The 17175-nt window shown below is 72.8% G+C and carries 13 protein-coding genes; 5 read left to right on the top strand and 8 right to left on the bottom strand.

Translation table 11 applies throughout. The annotated features are described in order from the left end of the window. Window positions 1–18: 18 nt before the first annotated feature. The 3 genes from OG472_RS27015 to OG472_RS27005 all read right to left on the bottom strand — a co-directional run bounded on the left by OG472_RS27015 (window position 19) and on the right by OG472_RS27005 (window position 7163). Entirely contained in the window at window positions 19–2532 is a 2514-nt protein-coding gene (locus OG472_RS27015) for a protein kinase (protein ID WP_405942146.1), read from the bottom strand. A gap of 78 nt (window positions 2533–2610) precedes the next feature. After that, on the bottom strand, window positions 2611–5013 hold the full coding sequence (locus tag OG472_RS27010; protein ID WP_405942145.1) for a serine/threonine-protein kinase: 2403 nt from the start codon (window positions 5011–5013) through the stop codon (window positions 2611–2613). A gap of 443 nt (window positions 5014–5456) precedes the next feature. Further along, window positions 5457–7163, bottom strand: coding sequence for a glycerol-3-phosphate dehydrogenase/oxidase (locus OG472_RS27005; protein ID WP_401607308.1), 1707 nt, complete (start codon window positions 7161–7163; stop codon window positions 5457–5459). 231 nt (window positions 7164–7394) lie between these two features. On the opposite strand from OG472_RS27005, the gene OG472_RS27000 reads away from it, so the two are divergent. After that, window positions 7395–8624: a nucleotide sugar dehydrogenase gene (locus OG472_RS27000; RefSeq protein WP_401607310.1), complete on the top strand. Its 1230-nt coding sequence runs from the start codon at window positions 7395–7397 to the stop codon at window positions 8622–8624. Between the two features lie 119 nt (window positions 8625–8743). Continuing rightward, window positions 8744–9217: a hypothetical protein gene (locus OG472_RS26995; protein WP_401607311.1), complete on the top strand. Its 474-nt coding sequence runs from the start codon at window positions 8744–8746 to the stop codon at window positions 9215–9217. Window positions 9218–9292: 75 nt separating this feature from the next. On the opposite strand, the gene OG472_RS26990 is transcribed toward OG472_RS26995, so the two are convergent. From OG472_RS26990 to OG472_RS26975, 4 genes are all read right to left on the bottom strand, one after another. Next, window positions 9293–10417 (bottom strand): GuaB3 family IMP dehydrogenase-related protein, encoded by a 1125-nt coding sequence (locus OG472_RS26990; RefSeq protein WP_189733282.1) that lies wholly within the window; start codon window positions 10415–10417, stop codon window positions 9293–9295. 146 nt (window positions 10418–10563) lie between these two features. Beyond that, entirely contained in the window at window positions 10564–12063 is a 1500-nt protein-coding gene (guaB, locus tag OG472_RS26985) for an IMP dehydrogenase (RefSeq protein WP_401607315.1), read from the bottom strand. A 114-nt stretch (window positions 12064–12177) separates the two neighbouring features. Next, the gene (locus tag OG472_RS26980) at window positions 12178–12807 is read right to left on the bottom strand and encodes a sigma-70 family RNA polymerase sigma factor (RefSeq protein WP_030389108.1); all 630 of its coding nucleotides are present in this window, start codon (window positions 12805–12807) and stop codon (window positions 12178–12180) included. A 348-nt stretch (window positions 12808–13155) separates the two neighbouring features. Continuing rightward, window positions 13156–13767, bottom strand: a complete 612-nt coding sequence (locus OG472_RS26975; protein WP_003948568.1) for a response regulator transcription factor — start codon at window positions 13765–13767, stop codon at window positions 13156–13158. 390 nt (window positions 13768–14157) lie between these two features. Between OG472_RS26975 and OG472_RS26970 the strand changes: the two genes are divergently transcribed. Then, the gene (locus tag OG472_RS26970; protein ID WP_030710411.1) at window positions 14158–14484 is read left to right on the top strand and encodes a WhiB family transcriptional regulator; all 327 of its coding nucleotides are present in this window, start codon (window positions 14158–14160) and stop codon (window positions 14482–14484) included. Between the two features lie 139 nt (window positions 14485–14623). Here OG472_RS26970 and OG472_RS26965 read toward each other — a convergent pair whose 3' ends face one another. After that, entirely contained in the window at window positions 14624–15523 is a 900-nt protein-coding gene (locus OG472_RS26965) for a LysR family transcriptional regulator (protein ID WP_405831628.1), read from the bottom strand. A 92-nt stretch (window positions 15524–15615) separates the two neighbouring features. On the opposite strand from OG472_RS26965, the gene OG472_RS26960 reads away from it, so the two are divergent. Then, window positions 15616–16302 carry an MOSC domain-containing protein gene (locus OG472_RS26960; RefSeq protein ID WP_401607877.1) on the top strand — a complete coding sequence of 229 codons (687 nt, stop codon included), beginning with the start codon at window positions 15616–15618 and terminating at the stop codon, window positions 16300–16302. A gap of 31 nt (window positions 16303–16333) precedes the next feature. Further along, complete coding sequence (locus tag OG472_RS26955) at window positions 16334–17107, top strand: SDR family NAD(P)-dependent oxidoreductase (protein WP_401607320.1); 774 nt, start codon at window positions 16334–16336, stop codon at window positions 17105–17107. The last annotated feature ends 68 nt before the right edge of the window (window positions 17108–17175 follow it).

Genomic DNA, 17175 nt, shown 5'->3' with positions numbered 1-17175 from the left:
TCCGTCGTCAGTATCCGCTCAACCGCCCGACTTGTAACTCGCCGTGGCTTTCTCGAAGATCTCGGTGACCTTGGACTGCTCGTCCTCCGGGCCCGTGACCAGGACGACGTGGTAGCTCCCTCCCAGTGCCACGACGAAATTGCGGGCGTAGACGTTGCGACCGGTCCCGTCGATCCACGTGTAGCGGCCCGTGGCCTGCAACTGCTGGCCCACCTTGGTGGTCTTGACGTCCCCGACGGTCGACCAGGTGGAGGTGCGGTACGGGGTCAGCTCCGGCTCCTTGTCCTTCTGGTACGCCGCCGGGTCCGGGTTCCCCTGGACCTTGTCCCGGCCGGGGACCACGGTCAGCACGAACGCCCCGTCCGTGTACCGCACCTGGCCGGCCTCGTTGATCCCGCGCCGCTCCCAGCCGTTGGGCACGGCGATCTCGAAGTGCTCCGGGTCCTGCTGGCCGGTGTAGCCGGGCGGGGCGGAAGCGGGAGCGGCCGGGGACTCGGCGGGCGCGGTCGTCTGCGGCGCGGGCCTGGACTCGGGCGTGCCGGTGGGGACCTGCGAGGGGCTCGGCTTCGCCTGCGGCTGCGTGCTGCTCCCGGGAGCGCCGCCCTGTGGCTCCGGGGCGCCGGAGCGGGGCATGAACAGCATCGCGTACGCCACCGTCCCGGCCAGCAGGACCAGGATGCCGACCAGCAGGGTCCGGCCGAGGGCGCGCGGTTTGCGGGGGGCCGCGGGATTGCGGTGCCGCCCGTGGACCTCACCGCGGCGGCGTACGACGGGCAGCCGCGCGGGGTCCGCCTCCGGCATGGGGAGCACCCCGAAGGCGGCTTCCGGCTCGGGGGCCGACCGCACGAGCGAACGCAGCCAGCCGCGGAGCTCCTCGAAGTCGGGCCGCTCGGTCGGGTCCTGACGCAGCAGCGACTCCACGACCGGGCGCAGCGCCCCGCACTCCTCCGCGAAGGCGGGCGGTTCGGCGCAGACCAGCTCGACGAGCTCGGCGACGCTGTCCTCGGGGTACGGGGCGTGTCCCTGCACCGCGCGGTACAGCAGCGCGCCGAGCGCCCACAGATCGGTGGCGGGCCCGACGGGGGGCGCCAGCTGCCAGTGCCCGAGGACGGGGCCGGCCTGCTCGGGAGCCCACCGCTCGGTGACGGCGCCGACGACGGCCATGCGCGTCTGGCGCGCCCGCTCTGCGTCCAGCCCGGTCCGGGGCCCGGCCCAGCCGCCCGTGGCGGGGGCGGGCCCCGCCCCGGCCGGCTGCGGCGCGTCGGGGGCGGCAGGTTCGGGGGCCGGCCGGTCCGGGGTCTCGGCCTGGCGGTAGCCCTGGGGCAGGGCGAGCCGGGCGGGCAGCCCGGGCGCCGCCGGGGGTTCGGCCCGGCTCCACGCCGCCGGCGCGGGCCCGGGCTGTGCCGCCGGCCCGGGCTCCTGCCCGGCCGGTGCCTGCCGCTCGTCCGGCTCCGGCGACTCCCGCGGCTCCGGCGGGTCCGGCTCCTGCGAGGCGGGCAGCGCCGGGCGGTTGCGGGGGGTCGCGCCGTGCCAGGGAGCGGCGGAGGAGGTCTCCGGGCCGCCGTACGGGTACGAGTACCCCTGCGGGAGCGTCGACCCCTGCGGCCTCTGCTCCGGCACGACGATGGGGCCGGTCTGGCGCTGCTCGCCGACCTTCGCGGCGGCCGCCCGCGCCCCGGCCCGGTAGGCGGCGATGGCTCCGGCGCGCGCGGCGGCCTGGAGGTCGGGGCGGCCCTGGGGGCGGCCCGGGGTGATGTGATCGGTGTACCGGGGCCCGGTGTCGTACCCGGGAGCCACGAGCGGGGCGTACCCGGCGGAGGTGTCCGGGGCGGACTCCGGCGCGGGAGCGGGGGCGGCTGCCGGGGCCGGACCCGGCCCGTGAGCCGGGGCGGTGGCGGGCCCCGGGGCCGGGGCGGGAGCCGTTCCCCAGCCGCCGGCGCCGTCGGGGTCGGCGGAGTTCGGTACGGGGTCGTAGCCGCACAGGGCCTCTTCCGCCGCGCCGGCCGCCAGGCCCGTCAGCACGACCCGGCCGTCATCGCACACCAGCACGGTCCGGACGGTGATGTTCCGGTGCGTCCAGCCGTGCGCGTGCAGCACGCGCAGCGCGGTCAGCACGTCCGACGCCACCTCAGCCGCCCTGTACGGGCTGAGCGGTTCATCGGCTATCAGGGCGGCCAGCGGCCGGGCGGGGACCAGTTCGCTCACTATCCACAGCGACTCGCCCTCGGCGAAGACGTCGAAGACCTGGTCGAGCCGGGGATGGTCCGGAATCGAGGCGGCCGCCTGCGCCGCCTCGATCGCGCGCCGCACGGCCGGCAGGTCCGCGGGCGAGCGGCGCACCGCCGCCGGGACGGGCCGCTGCCCGTCCAGCAGCTCGGCGTCCACGACCTCCGGCAACGGGACCTGCCGGACCAGGACTTCCTGCCCGGTGCGCGTGTCGAAGGCGCGGGTCTCGACCAGCTCGTACTCGTCGGACGGGGGCAGCGGCAGACGGTAACGGCCGGCCAGGATCCGGCCCGCGTACTCCTCCACATCGCCTCCCCCGAGTGCGTGGGCCCCCCATGGCCCCGGCTGACACGATACGTCGCCGGAGCCGCCCGCGTCCCGGGGTCAGCCGAGCGGCTGGAAGGTCTCGAAGGCGATGTTGCGCATCTGGGTGCACTGGGGGCCGTCCCACTGGTCGGCGGGGCAGCTGATCATGATGGCGTAGCCGTGCGTGGGGTCCACCCTGAACCCGCGGTTGAGCACCCGGATCGTGGTGCCGTTCTGCTCGCGCTCGAACTCCCAGTCCGCGACGGTCGGGTAGCCCTTGTACTCCACCGTGTCTATGCGGATCTGCCTGTACGCCCTGCTGCTGCCGCCCACGGCGGGGGCGAGCTCGAGCCAGGCCTTGCGGGCGTCGTCGCCCGGGCTCTTGTTGTAGTCGACCTGGATCTTCGGGAAGTCCTTGGCCCGGCTGTAGATGGCGCCCGAGTTCTTGCCCGCCGTCTCCAGGTGCTTGAAGCCCTCGGGCATCACCATCGAGAAGTGGAACCCGAAGTCCTGTACCAGGGCGTATCCGGCCGGGACGGCGCCGCCCGCTCCCCCGGAGGTGGCGCCCTGTCCCTCGCTTGCGCCCTGTCCCGCGCTGGCGGCCGGGGACTGCTGGCCCTGGCCGGGCTCGCCGCCCGTACCCGTGGTGGTACCGGTGGTGGTGCCGGTACCGGCACCGGTGCCCGCACTGCCGTTGCCGGCCGAATCGCCGGTGTTCCCCGAGGGCTTCGGGGAGGCCTGCTTGTCGGGGGCGGAGGCGGCCGGGGTGGGCTGGCCGCCCTTGCCCTCGTTCTTGGCGCCCTTGTCGTCGCCGCTCATGGCGTAGGCGATCAGCGAGCCGATCACGGCCAGCACCACGACCACGGCGGCTATCGCGAGCGCGATGGTGCGGCGCAGCATGACGTCGGTGAGCGGCGCCACGACGGGGGACGGCTTGGCCTTCGGCGGCTCGGCGGCCGAGACGGCCGTCGTGGCCGCCGCGGCCGTGGCCGCCTTGCGGGCCGACTTCAGTGCGGCGCGGGCGCGTTCGCGCTGCTCGCGGTCACGGCGTTCGCGTTCCTTCTTGGCCGCCTTCTCGGCTGCCTTCTCGGCAGAGGCCTTGTCCGCGGCCGCCTTGGCGTCCGCGAGGGATATCTGCCGGGTCTCCTCGGCGGCGGCCGGGACCGCCGGGGCCGGCACGGGCTCGGGCGCGTTGACCACGGCGGTGAGCAGGGCCCGCGCCCGGGCGTCGTCGAGCCGCAGCGCGGGGTCCTTGACCAGCAGGCCGTAGATGACCTCGGTCAGCGGGCCGGCGTTCTTCGGCGGGTCCACGGGCTCGGTCATCACCGCGGTGAGGGTGGCGAGCGCGGACCCCTTGTCGTACGGGGGCACTCCCTCGACGGAGGCGTACAGCAGGCCGCCGAGCGACCACATGTCGGCGGGCGGGCCGGGCTTCTGGCCGCGGGCGCGCTCGGGGGAGATGTACGAGGGCGCGCCGACGAGCATGCCGGTGGAGGTGACGGAGGGGTCGCCCTCGACCTGTGCGATGCCGAAGTCGGTGAGGACGACGCGGCCGTTGCCGGCGATGAGCACGTTGGAGGGCTTGACGTCGCGGTGCAGGATGCCCTGGCCGTGGGCGGCGCGCAGCACGTCGAGCACGGCGAGGCCGACCTCGGCGGCGCGACGGGGGGTCAGGGGGCCGTTCTCCCGTACGAACTCGGCGAGCGAGGGGCCCTCGATGAGCTCCATGACGATCCACGGCCGGCCGTCCTCGTCGACGACGTCGTAGACGGTGACGGCGCCGCCGCTGCGGATCCGGGCAATGGCCTTGGCCTCGCGGAGGGTACGGGTGATGAGGCGGCGCTTCTCGTCCTCGTCGACGCCTGTGCCGAACCGGAGTTCCTTGACGGCGACGGTCCGTCCCAGGGTCTCGTCCCGGGCGCGCCAGACGGTACCCATGCCGCCCTTGCCGAGCACGGCCCCGAGCCGGTAGCGCCCGGCCAGCAGCCGCCCTTCGTCCTCCCCGTTCCCGGCCGCCTTCGCGGCCGCCGCCTTGACGGCCGCCGCCAGGGCATCGGCCTTCTCGACGACGGGATTGACCCCTTCGGCCGCCTTGGCCGAAGGCTTCGCGACGGGCGCGACATCGGGCTTCCCCAGCGGCACGGCCTTGGCCGCAGGCACAGCCTTGGCGTCCGCCGCAGGCGCGGCCTTGGCCTTGCGCAGCTCGGGCTTCGCCTCTCCCGCCGCGGGCACAGCCTCGGGCTTGCCCACGGGCGCGGCCTTGGCTTCGGTCTTGGCCGCAGGCTCAGCCTCGGCGTCCGGCGCGGGCGCGGCCTTGGCCTTGCTCAGCTCGGGCTTCGCCTCTCCCGCCGCGGGCACAGCCTCGGGCTTGCCCACGGGCGCGGCCTTGCCCAGCCCCGGCTTCGCAGCCGCCGGCCGGGCGTCCTCGGGCTCGCCCGGCTCCGGCTTCGCGTCCTCCGGCTCGGCCTTCGCCGCAGGCACGCGCGCGGCCTTGCTCAACCCGGGCTTGGCAGCCGCAGGCTTCGTATCGTCAGGCTCCGCCGCAGGCACCCCGGCATCCTCGGACCTCGCCGCAGGCACGGCCGCAGGCTTCACGTTCCGGCGCTTCGCCGCAGGCGTCCCGGCCGGCTTCGCACCCTCAGGCTTCGCCGCAGGCGTACTGGCCGGCGCAGACGTGGCCGCCGGCTTCGCACCGTCAGGCTTCGCCGCAGGCGTACCGGCAGGCGCCCCGGCAGGTGACTCGGTGTGCTCCGGCTTCGACATGCGTCCCCTCTGCGATCCTGCCGCTGCTCCGCCTGCCCCGGCGGCCGAGCGACCCGGCGGCCGGGGCCCGCGGTAACCCGCCCCGGCAGAACCCTCATTGTTCCTCACTCCGCAACGGACGGGCCCCCCGGGTCCGCGGTTCCCCCTCGCGCATTCCGGAGTTACAACGGAACGATGTCGGGCGCCCCCAGCCGCGCCGCGTCCGCCGTCTGGTCGTCCGGCTGGCGCTGCGACTCCCGCTCCGCCTGGACCCTCTTCTCGTAGTGCTCCACTTCCTTCTCGATCTGCTGCTCGTCCCACCCCAGCACCGGAGCCATCAACTCCGCGCATTCCCGCGCCGACCGCGTCCCCCGGTCGAAGGTCTCGATCGAGATCCGCGTCCGCCGCGTCAGCACGTCGTCGAGGTGCCGCGCCCCCTCGTGCGAGGCCGCGTACACGATTTCCGCCCGCAGGTAGTCGTCCGCCCCGGACACCGGCTCACGCAGTCCCGGATCGGCAGCGATCAGGTCCAGCAGTTCCTCCGTCAGGGACCCGAAGCGGTTCAACAGGTGTTCCACCCGCACCACGTGAAGCCCCGTCCGGGCGGCCATCCTCGCCCGCCCGTTCCACAGCGCCCGGTACCCCTCCGCCCCCACCAGCGGCACGTCCTCCGTCACGCACTCCGCCACCCGCTGGTCCAGCCCGTGCACGGCCTCGTCGACGGCGTCCTTCGCCATGACCCGGTACGTCGTGTACTTGCCGCCCGCCACCACCACCAGCCCGGGGACCGGGTGCGCCACCGTGTGCTCGCGCGAGAGCTTGCTCGTCGCGTCCGACTCGCCGGCCAGCAGCGGCCGCAGGCCCGCGTACACGCCCTGGACGTCATCGCGCGTCAGCGGCACCGCCAGCACCGAGTTCACGTGTTCCAGCAGGTAGTCGATGTCCGCGCTCGACGCCGCCGGGTGCGCCTTGTCCAGGTCCCAGTCGGTGTCCGTGGTCCCCACGATCCAGTGCCGCCCCCACGGGATGACGAACAACACCGACTTCTCGGTCCGCAGGATCAGCCCGGTGCTCGAATGGATCCGGTCCTTCGGCACGACCAGGTGGATGCCCTTCGAGGCCCGTACGTGGAACTGCCCGCGCTCCCCGATCAGCGCCTGGGTGTCGTCCGTCCACACCCCGGTCGCATTGACGACCTGCTTGGCCCGGATGGCGTACTCACCGCCGCCCTCCACGTCCTGCACCCGCGCGCCGACCACCCGTTCGCCCTCGCGCAGGAAGCCGATCACCCTCGCCCGGTTGGCGCAGTGCGCCCCGTACGCCGCGGCCGTCCGCACCAGCGTGGTCACGTACCGCGCGTCGTCCATCTGGGCGTCGTAGTACTGCAGGGCCCCCACCAGCGCGTCCTTGCGCAGCGCCGGAGCCACCCGCAGCGCGCGCTTGCGCGACAGGTGCCGGTGCACCGGCAGACCCCGCCCGTGCCCGCTGGAGACCGACATCGCGTCGTACAGCGCGACGCCCGAGCCCGCGTAGAGCCGCTCCCAGCCCTTGTGCTGCAGGGGGTACAGGAAGGGCACCGGCTTCACCAGGTGCGGGGCGAGCCGCTCCAGCAGCAGGCCGCGCTCCTTCAGCGCCTCCCGTACGAGCGCGAAGTCCAGCATCTCCAGGTACCGCAGGCCGCCGTGGATCAGCTTGCTGGACCGGCTGGAGGTCCCCGAGGCCCAGTCCCGCGCCTCCACCAGGCCGGTCGACAGGCCGCGGGTGACGGCGTCGAGCGCGGTGCCCGCGCCCACCACGCCCGCACCCACCACCAGCACGTCCAGCTCGCGTTCGGCCATCCGGGTGAGGGCCTCGGCCCGCTGCGCCGGCCCCAGTGTCGCTGTCCTCACGGCTGCCTCCCGTTGGTGCGGGTGAGATCCCGCTCACATGCCCCCGTTTCATGATTCTGACCGCCCGCACCCACATCAGCCACCGCCTGTGGACAACACAACGATGACCTTCACCCCAGAATGCGACATATCTTTCATATATACGCCTAGTCTGACATTGCGCCAGCTCCCCTGTCCCCCCGGAGGACTTGCGCGGCAGCCCCCTCATGTCAGGGAAGGGACGGCACCCCCATGCCCGCAGATCTCGCCGTCATCGGACTCGGCCATCTCGGCCTCCCACTCGCCCAGGCGGCCGTCGCCGCCGGGATCGAGACGGTCGGCTACGACAGCGGTCCGGTCACGGACTCCACCCTCACCGCCGCCGAGATCCGCCGCATGTCGGCGGCCGGCTTCCGGGTGACCACCAACCCGGCCGAGCTCGGCCGGGTCCGCACGGCCGTCATCTGCGCCCCCACCCAGCTCGGCGCAGATCGCGCACTGGACCTCTCCGCGGTCGGTGAGGCCGGCCGTGCGCTCGCCGCGCGGCTGCGCCCGCACACCACCGTGATCCTCGAATCCGCCGTCCACCCGGGCGTCACCGAGGACTACCTGCGCCCGATCCTCGAAGCGGGCTCGGGGCTCCGGGCCGGCCGGGACTTCCACCTGGCCTACTCCCCCAGCCGCCACGACCCGGGCAACCGGACCCACGGCATCTCCAACACCCCCAAGGTGATCGGCGGCCTCACCCCCGCGTGCACCGAGTCCGCGCACGCCTTCTACGCCCGCCTCACCGAGAAGGTGGTCCGCGCCCGCGGCCTGCGCGAGGCCGAGACCGTCCAGCTCCTCGAAACGAACTACCGGCACGTGAACATCGCCCTCATGAACGAGATGGCGGTGCTCTGCCACGACCTCGGCGTCGACCTGTGGGACGTCATCCGCTGCGCCGAGACCAAGCCGTACGGGTTCCAGGCCTTCCGCCCCGGCCCCGGGGTCGGCGGCCACGGCGTCCCCCTGGACCCGAACTACCTCCCCCACACCACCCGCACCCCCGGCCACCCCCTGCGCATGGTGGGTCTGGCGCAGGAGATCAACAACCGGATGCCGCAGTACGTCATCCAGCGCTGCGCCACCCTGCTGAACGAGCACGGCAAGTCGGCCCGCGGCGCCCGCGTCCTGCTGCTGGGCGTCACCTACAAGCCCGACCTCGCCGACCAGGAGGGCTCCCCGGCCCGCGAGATCGCCAGCCGTCTGCTCGACCTGGGGGCGCTGATCAGCTACCACGACCCGTACATCACGGGCTGGCGGGTCAGGGACCAGCCGGTCCCCCGCGCCGAATCGTTGTACGAGGCCGCGGCCAACGCCGACCTGACGATCCTGCTCCAGCACCACCGCACCTATGACCTGCAAGGTCTCGCCGTGAAGGCCCAGTTGCTGCTGGACACGCGCGGCGCCAGCCCGGTCGGCGCGGCCCACCGCCTGTGACGGTCGGGAAATCCTCCCCGTGAATGTCCGTCGCGGCTGCTAGCCTGCGGCGTCACTTATCTCGCACATACGTCCCCCTGGACACGTGTGCCCCACACATCCCTGGGGGGGATTTCCCAATGAGCCAGAACTTCACGCCGCCCGCGCCCGACTCCTTCAGCCCGGCGCCCGCCCCGGCCCCGGCCCGCACCGGCAACATCGGTCTCGGCATCGTCGCGGGCGTCGTCGCGGCCCTCGTCGCGGCGGGCGCGTACGGCGGCATCATGAACGCCATCGAGCGCGAGATCGGCTACGCCGCGATCGGCGTCGGCCTCCTCGTCGGCCTCGCCATCGGCAAGGTCGGCGGCCGCAACCCGATCCTGCCCGCGATCGCCGCCGCGCTCTCCCTCGGCGCCGTCTACCTCGGCCAGCTGTTCTTCATCGCGCTGGCGATCGCCGACTACGGCAAGGTCGGCGTGGGCGAGGTGTTCAGCGAGGTCGGCATCGGCGGCCTGAACGACCTCTGGAAGGAGAGCGCGGACTTCATGTCCTACGTCTTCCTCGGCATCGGCGGCTTCGCCGCCTTCGGCTCGGCCAAGAAGATGGGCGACTGACCCGGCCGCACCGCATAACGCCGGAGGGCCGGCACCCCCACGGGGTGCCGGCCCTCCGGCGTACGGGCGGAGCGGTCAGCGGCTGTGCTGCGAGTCCGCGATCGTGACCTCGACCCGCTGGAACTCCTTGAGCTCGCTGTAGCCGGTGGTGGCCATCGAGCGGCGCAGGGCGCCGAAGATGTTCATCGAGCCGTCCGGGGTGTGCGAGGGACCGGTGAGGATCTCCTCGGTGGTGCCGACGGTGCCCAGGTCGACCTTCTTGCCGCGCGGCACGTCCTCGTGCACGGCCTCCATGCCCCAGTGGTTGCCCTTGCCGGGCGCGTCGGTGGCACGGGCCAGCGGGGAGCCCATCATCACGGCGTCCGCGCCGCAGGCGACGGCCTTCGGGATGTCGCCCGACCAGCCCACGCCGCCGTCGGCGATGACGTGCACGTAGCGGCCGCCGGACTCGTCCATGTAGTCGCGGCGGGCCGCGGCCACGTCCGCGACGGCGGTCGCCATCGGGACCTGGATGCCGAGCACGTTGCGCGTGGTGTGCGCGGCGCCGCCGCCGAAGCCGACCAGGACGCCCGCGGCGCCGGTGCGCATCAGGTGCAGGGCCGCCGTGTAGGTGGCGCAGCCGCCCACGATGACGGGGACGTCGAGCTCGTAGATGAACTGCTTGAGGTTCAGCGGCTCGGCGGCGCCCGAGACGTGCTCGGCCGACACGGTGGTGCCGCGGATCACGAAGATGTCCACGCCCGCGTCGACGACGGCCTTGGAGAACTCGGCGGTGCGCTGCGGGGAGAGCGCGGCGGCGGTGACGACACCGGAGTCGCGCACCTCCTTGATGCGCTGCCGGATCAGGTCCGCCTGGATCGGCGCGGAGTAGATCTCCTGGAGGCGGCGCGTGGCGGCGTCCTCGTCGAGCTCGGTGATCTCGTCGAGCAGCGGCTGCGGGTCCTCGTACCGGGTCCACAGGCCTTCGAGGTTCAGCACGCCGAGGCCGCCGAGCTCGCCGATGCGGATCGCGGTCTGCGGGGAGACGACCGAGTCCATGGGGGCGGCCAGGAAGGGCAGCTCGAAGCGGTAGGCGTCGATCTGCCAGGCGATCGAGACCTCCTTCGGGTCCCGGGTACGACGGCTGGGGACGATGGCGATGTCATCGAACGCGTACGCCCGGCGGCCGCGCTTGCCGCGCCCGATCTCGATCTCAGTCACGTGTGGTGGCCTTTCCTCTGGGTCTGCCCGTCCAGTATCCCCGAACCCCGGGGGGCCGCGTTCCGGTGACCGCTGTACGGACGACCGGCCCCCCACGCCGAAGGGGCGGGCCCCGGTCGCCCGGGCCCGCCCCTCTGAATCGGCTGCTACCCCTTGCGGGAGTAGTTCGGCGCTTCCACCGTCATCTGGATGTCGTGCGGGTGGCTCTCCTTGAGCCCCGCCGAGGTGATCCGGACGAAGCGGCCCCGGTCCTGCAGCTCGGGGACCGTGCGGCCGCCGACGTAGAACATGGACTGGCGCAGGCCGCCGACGAGCTGGTGCACGACCGCGGAGAGCGGGCCGCGGTACGGGACCTGGCCCTCGATGCCCTCGGGGATGAGCTTGTCGTCGCCGCCCACGCCCTCCTGGAAGTAGCGGTCCTTGGAGAAGGAGCGCTGGTCGCCGCGGGACTGCATCGCGCCGAGCGAGCCCATGCCGCGGTAGGACTTGAACTGCTTGCCGTTGATGAAGAGCAGCTCGCCCGGGGACTCCTCGCAGCCCGCGAGCAGCGAACCGAGCATCACCGTGTCGGCGCCCGCGACCAGGGCCTTGGCGATGTCGCCGGAGTACTGCAGGCCGCCGTCGCCGATGACCGGGACGCCGGCCGCCTTGGCGGCGAGCGAGGCCTCGTAGATCGCGGTGACCTGCGGGACGCCGATGCCGGCGACGACGCGGGTGGTGCAGATGGAACCGGGGCCGACGCCGACCTTGATGCCGTCGCAGCCGGCGTCGATGAGCGCCTGGGCGCCGTCACGCGTGGCGACGTTGCCGCCGATGACGTCGACGGTGGAGTTCGACTTGATCTTGGCGACCATGTCGCCGACCAGGCGGGAGTGGCCGTGGGCGGTGTCGACGACGATGAAGTCGGCGCCCGCCTCGATCAGGGCCTGGGCGCGCTCGTACGCGTCGCCGGCGACGCCGACGGCCGCGCCGACGAGCAGCCGGCCGTCCTTGTCCTTGGCGGCGTTCGGGTACTTCTCGGCCTTGACGAAGTCCTTGACCGTGATGAGGCCCTTGAGGATGCCCGCGTCGTCGACCAGCGGAAGCTTCTCGATCTTGTGGCGGCGCAGCAGCTCCATGGCGTCCACGCCGGAGATGCCGACCTTGCCCGTGACCAGCGGCATCGGGGTCATGACCTCGCGCACCTGGCGGCTGCGGTCCGACTCGAAGGCCATGTCGCGGTTGGTGACGATGCCGAGGAGCTTGCCCGCGGCGTCGGTGACGGGGACGCCGGAGATGCGGAACTTCGCGCAGAGCTCGTCGGCCTCGCGCAGGGTCGCGTCCGGGTGCACCGTGATCGGGTCGGTGACCATGCCGGACTCGGAGCGCTTGACCAGGTCGACCTGGTTGGCCTGGTCGGCGATGGAGAGGTTGCGGTGCAGCACGCCGACGCCGCCCTGGCGGGCCATCGCGATGGCCATCCGGGCCTCGGTGACCTTGTCCATGGCCGCGGACAGCAGGGGAACGTTCACACGGACGTTCCGCGAGATGAGGGAAGAGGTGTCGATCGCATCAGGCGACATGTCCGACGCGCCCGGCAGCAGCAGCACGTCGTCGTAGGTCAGTCCGAGCGTGGCGAATTTGTCGGGCACTCCGTCGGCGGTCATGACACCTTCCCAAATGGTCTTGCTCAGCGCGGATGTCCATGCTAACGGGATCCCGACGCGTCTCATTCCACGACCAAGGTCAAGCAGAAGTTTCGTCGCTTCCTACGACTGTTCCTACTGCTCGGCGAGCGCACGCAGCCGGCTGAGCGCCCGGTGCTGTGCCACGCGCACGGCTCCGGGGGACATCCCGAGCATCTGCCCGGTCTCCTCCGCGGTCAGCCCGACGGCCACCCGCAGGACGAGGAGCTCGCGCTGGTTCTCCGGAAGGTTGGCCAGCAGCTTCTTGGCCCAGGCGGCGTCGCTGCTGAGCAGCGCCCGCTCCTCCGGACCCAGCGAGTCGTCGGGCCGTTCCGGCATCTCGTCGGAGGGCACGGCCGTGCTGCCCGGGTGCCGCATGGCGGCCCGCTGCAGGTCGGCGACCTTGTGCGCGGCGATGGCGAAGACGAAGGCCTCGAAGGGCCGCCCGGTGTCCCGGTAGCGCGGCAGGGCCATCAGGACGGCGACGCAGACCTCCTGCGCCAGGTCCTCCACGAAGTGACGAGCATCACCCGGGAGCCGCGACAGCCGGGTGCGGCAGTAGCGGATGGCGAGGGGGTGCACGAAGGCGAGCAGGTCGTGCGTGGCCTGTTCGTCGCCCTCGACCGCCCTGCGTACGAGCGCGCTGACACCCCCGGCACTGCCGCCTTTGGCGGCGCCGGTGGGGCCTGTGGCCGCGGGTGACCCCAGGGCCTCGTCGTCGCGCATCAATCCATGGTGCCTTGGCGCCGGAGCATCCGCGGCACCGTGGCCCTTGTTGTGCATAGAAGCGTTATGAGCGGGTGCGCCTGAACTCGTCATCTGCGCCCTCCCCTCCCGCTCGGCCGAATCGTCTCCGAGAGACTCCACACCCTCAAGGATGCGGCATCGCGCACGAAGCGAGACGTCCCCCGGATTGTGCCCCGCCAACCCCCGGGTGCGCACCGGGTACGGCGGGACAGGGCTGCACGGAAAACGAGGGCGGCGCGCCGCCCCGTCCGCCCGTGGCGGACGGGACCGCTCTCGACGGTCCGCGGTCTGCGGCGGACCGGGCCGGGCCCGGTCACGACCAGCGGGTCAGCGGACCAGACCCCAGCGGAATCCGAGTGCCACGGCGTGCGCCCGGTCCGAGGCGCCGAGCTTCTTGAACAGCCTGCGGGCGTGCGTCTTGACCGTGTCCTCGGAGAGGAAGAGCTCGCGCCCGATCTCCGCGTTGGACCGGCCGTGGCTCATGCCCTCCAGCACCTGGATCTCTCGCGCGGTGAGCGTGGGCGCGGCGCCCATCTCGGCCGAGCGGAGCCGGCGCGGGGCCAGTCGCCAGGTGGGGTCGGCGAGGGCCTGGGTGACCGTGGCCCGCAGTTCGGCGCGCGAGGCGTCCTTGTGCAGGTAACCGCGGGCGCCGGCGGCGACCGCGAGGGCCACCCCGTCCAGGTCCTCGGCGACCGTCAGCATGATGATGCGGGCACCGGGGTCGGCCGAGAGCAGTCGGCGGACCGTCTCCACGCCGCCGAGCCCCGGCATCCGTACATCCATCAGAATCAGGTCGGAGCGGTCGGCACCCCAGCGGCGGAGGACTTCCTCGCCGTTGGCAGCCGTCGTCACACGCTCGACGCCGGGCACGGTGGCAACCGCGCGACGGAGCGCCTCTCGGGCAAGCGGGGAGTCGTCGCAGACGAGGACGGATGTCATGACCGCCCTCCGCAGCTGCTGATGCGCGTCACCTTGAGCCTCCAGGCTGGTACGTATCGTCACCTGTGCGGTCGATGCCCCCGGACACCTGTCCGAGAACTTATTGGTTCAACCGCCTTCGCACTCTCAACGATGGTCACTCGAAAGAGTTACGGGTCGGACGGACACCTTCGGCACTCTACGTGAGGAAGCGATCACGGCGTCGACGCCACAAGCCACCTGTCCTCCATCTGGAGCTATGCCCTATTTGGCGGCTTTCCTTCCGTTTGGCACGTGTCTGAGGCTAGATTCCCAATGAGTCATATTTACATCTACTCCGACAGTAGGTGTGGAGACCCTTGGAGACATCGACCGTATCCGCCTCAGTACCGGCACCAACGAGGACTACCAATGGCAGATTTCTCCCGCCTCCCCGGCCCGAACGCCGACCTCTGGGACTGGCAGCTGCTGGCTGCCTGCCGCGGGGTCGACAGCTCCCTCTTCTTCCACCCGGAAGGCGAGCGGGGCGCGGCCAGGAGCGCGCGCGAGGCCTCGGCTAAAGAGGTCTGCATGCGATGCCCGGTCCGCGCGGAATGTGCCGCGCACGCACTCGCCGTCCGCGAGCCCTACGGAGTGTGGGGAGGTCTGACCGAGGACGAACGTGAGGAACTGATGGGCCGCGCCCGGCACCGTCTGATCCCCGCGTCGAGTGCGATCGGTCCGATCGCTCCGGACTGAGCGTCCGCCGAAACGTCCGAAGGAACGTTTCTTCCGATCACCTGCACCCCCGGGCGTGTCGCCGCCAGGCCCGGAATTCACGCGTTCGGCCGTACGCACCCGGTTGAGTGTGTGCGTACGGCCGGTTGCGCGCGGGCCGTCAGCGCGTGGCGGCCCGCTCCAGCTCGGCCAGGGTCGCGGCCACCGCCGGCACCCGGGCCAGGTCGGGCAGGGTCAGCGCCACGACCTCCCGCTCGACCGCCGGCTCCACGACGACCGTGCTCACGCCCTTGGCCCGTACGGACTCCACCGCGAGCTCCGGCAGCACCGCGACGCCCAGCCCGGCGCCGACCAGGCCGACCACCGCCGGGTAGTCGTCGGTGGCGAAGTCGATGCGCGGGGTGAAGCCCACGCCCTCGCACACCTCCACCAGATGGCGGCGGCAGCGCGGACAGCCCGCGATCCAGGGCTCGTCGGCCAGCTCCGCCATGCCCACGCGCTCCGCGCCGGCCAGCCGGTGCCCCTCCGGGACCAGCCCGACGAGGCGGTCCGTCAGCAGCGGCCGCACCACGAGGTCCTCCCACTCCGCCGCGGAGCCGGCGGCCCCGCCGTAGCGGAAGGCCAGCGCCAGGTCGCAGTCGCCCTCGCGCAGCATCTCCACCGAGCGCGGCGGCTCCGCCTCGACCAGCGAGATCCGGGTGCCCGGGTGCTCGGCGCGCATCGCCGCGAGCGCGGTCGGCACCAGCGTGGAGCTGCCGCTGGGGAAGGAGACGAGCCGGACCCGGCCGGCGCGCAGCCCGGCGATGGCGGCGACCTCCTCCTCGGCGGCGGTCAGCCCGGCCAGGATCCCCGCGGCGTGCCGCACCAGGGCCTCACCGGCCTGGGTCAGCCGCATCTCGCGCCCGGTGCGGATGAGCAGCGGGGTGCCGGCCGAGTGCTCCAGCGCCTTCATCTGCTGGGAGACGGCGGGCTGGGTGCAGCCGAGCTCGCGGGCGGCGGCGGAGAAGGAACCGGTCCCGGCGACGGCGCGCAGGACGCGGAGATGACGTGCCTCGATCACCCTTCGAGCATAAGGCCTGCTTTGACTGGTGCGCGAATGTCTCTGGGACGCTTTGGGTCCGGCTCGCGGCTAGCGTGTTCCCCATGGGCACCATGCAACTGATCTCCGTGAACCTCGGCCGTGCCACGGCCGTCGACTACACCGACGCCGAGGGCGGGGTGACGGGCATCGGCAAGCGCCCCGTCCCCGGTCCGGTCCGCGTCCGCACCCCCGGCTCGAAGGCCACCGGTCTCGGCAGCGGCCTGGAGGGGGACGCCGTCTGCGACCGGCGCCACCACGGCGGCGACCACCAGGCCGTCTACGCGTACGCGCGCGAGGACCTGGACTGGTGGGAGGCCGAGCTGGGCCGCGAACTGCCCGGCGGGATCTTCGGGGAGAACTTCACCACCTCCGGCATCGACCTGAACGCCGCACGGCTGGGCGACCGCTGGCGGGTCGGGGCGGAGCTCGTCCTCGAAGTGGCCTCGGCCCGCATCCCCTGCCGGACCTTCCAGGGGGTCATGGGCGAGACCGGCTGGGTCAAGCGGTTCACCCAGGTGGTCCGGCCGGGCGCGTACCTGCGGGTGATCCGGGAAGGCTCGGTCTCCCCCGGCGACCCCGTCGAGATCATCCACCGGCCTGACCACGACGTGACGGTGGAGCTGTGGTTCCGCGCCTTCACCACCGAGCGCGCGCTGCTGCCGCGCACCCTGGCGGCGGGTGAGGCGATGGAACCGGAGGCCCACGAGCGGGTGCGCCGGTACGCGCAGGCGCACGGGACCGGTGCCGGGGCGCGGTAGCACCGTCACCCGGGGCGGCTAGGTTGCGCCTATGACGACTGCGTTGATTACGGGATCCACGGCGGGCATCGGCGCCGCCTTCGCCCGGCGGCTCGCCGCCCAGGGGCACAACCTGGTGCTGGTGGCGCGCGACACCAAGCGCCTGGGCGAGCAGGCCACCGAGCTGCACGACCGGCACGGGATCGAGGCCGAGGTGCTGGCCGCCGACCTCTCCACGGAGGAGGGCATCGCGGCGGTGGAGCAGCGCCTCGGCGACCGTACGCACCCGGTGGACCTGCTGGTCAACAACGCCGGCTTCGGCAACAAGGGCCGCTACCTCGAGGTCTCCATGGCCGACGAGCTGACCATGCTGAAGGTGCACATCGAGGCGGTCCTGCGGCTGACTTCGGCGGCCACCGGGTCGATGCGCTCGCGCGGCCGCGGCGGCGTGATCAACGTGGCCTCGGTGGCCGCCTTCGTGCCGCGCGGCACGTACGGGGCGAGCAAGGCCTGGGTCGTGCAGTTCACCCAGGGCGCGGCGCGGGACCTGGCGGGGTCCGGGGTGCGGCTGATGGCGCTGTGCCCCGGCTTCGTCCGTACGGAGTTCCACCAGCGCGCCGGCATGGGCACGGACAACATCCCCGGCTGGATGTGGCTGGACGCCGACAAGCTGGTGGCGGCGGCGCTGGCCGACCTGGCGCGAGGGAAGACCGTGTCGGTCCCGGACCCGCGGTACAAGGCGCTGATGAGCGTGGTGAAGCTGACGCCGCGCGGGCTGCTGGGCGGGGTGTCCTCGCGTACGGGCCGCAAGTACGGGCCCCAATAGCGGTCGTGACCGGCCGGTCGGCCCGCCACCAAGCCGCCAAACGGATGAACCCTCCCTAAACTGGACAT

The sequence above is a fragment of the Streptomyces sp. NBC_00207 genome (assembly GCF_045160965.1).
Lineage (GTDB): Bacteria > Actinomycetota > Actinomycetes > Streptomycetales > Streptomycetaceae > Streptomyces.
The sequence above is the reverse complement of the archived record's forward strand: the minus strand, read 5'-3'. Positions and strand labels throughout refer to the sequence as shown.

Bases quoted from the DNA above. Each gene is read 5' to 3' on its own strand.
- OG472_RS27000 (WP_401607310.1), top strand. From the start codon at position 7,395: ATGCCCGCAGATCTCGCCGTCATCGGACTCGGCCATCTCGGCCTCCCA.
- OG472_RS26955 (WP_401607320.1), top strand. From the start codon at position 16,334: ATGACGACTGCGTTGATTACGGGATCCACGGCGGGCATCGGCGCCGCC.
- OG472_RS26970 (WP_030710411.1), top strand. From the start codon at position 14,158: ATGGCAGATTTCTCCCGCCTCCCCGGCCCGAACGCCGACCTCTGGGAC.
- OG472_RS26975 (WP_003948568.1), bottom strand. From the start codon at position 13,767: ATGACATCCGTCCTCGTCTGCGACGACTCCCCGCTTGCCCGAGAGGCG.
- OG472_RS26960 (WP_401607877.1), top strand. From the start codon at position 15,616: ATGCAACTGATCTCCGTGAACCTCGGCCGTGCCACGGCCGTCGACTAC.
- OG472_RS26980 (WP_030389108.1), bottom strand. From the start codon at position 12,807: ATGCGCGACGACGAGGCCCTGGGGTCACCCGCGGCCACAGGCCCCACC.
- guaB (WP_401607315.1), bottom strand. From the start codon at position 12,063: ATGACCGCCGACGGAGTGCCCGACAAATTCGCCACGCTCGGACTGACC.
- OG472_RS26995 (WP_401607311.1), top strand. From the start codon at position 8,744: ATGAGCCAGAACTTCACGCCGCCCGCGCCCGACTCCTTCAGCCCGGCG.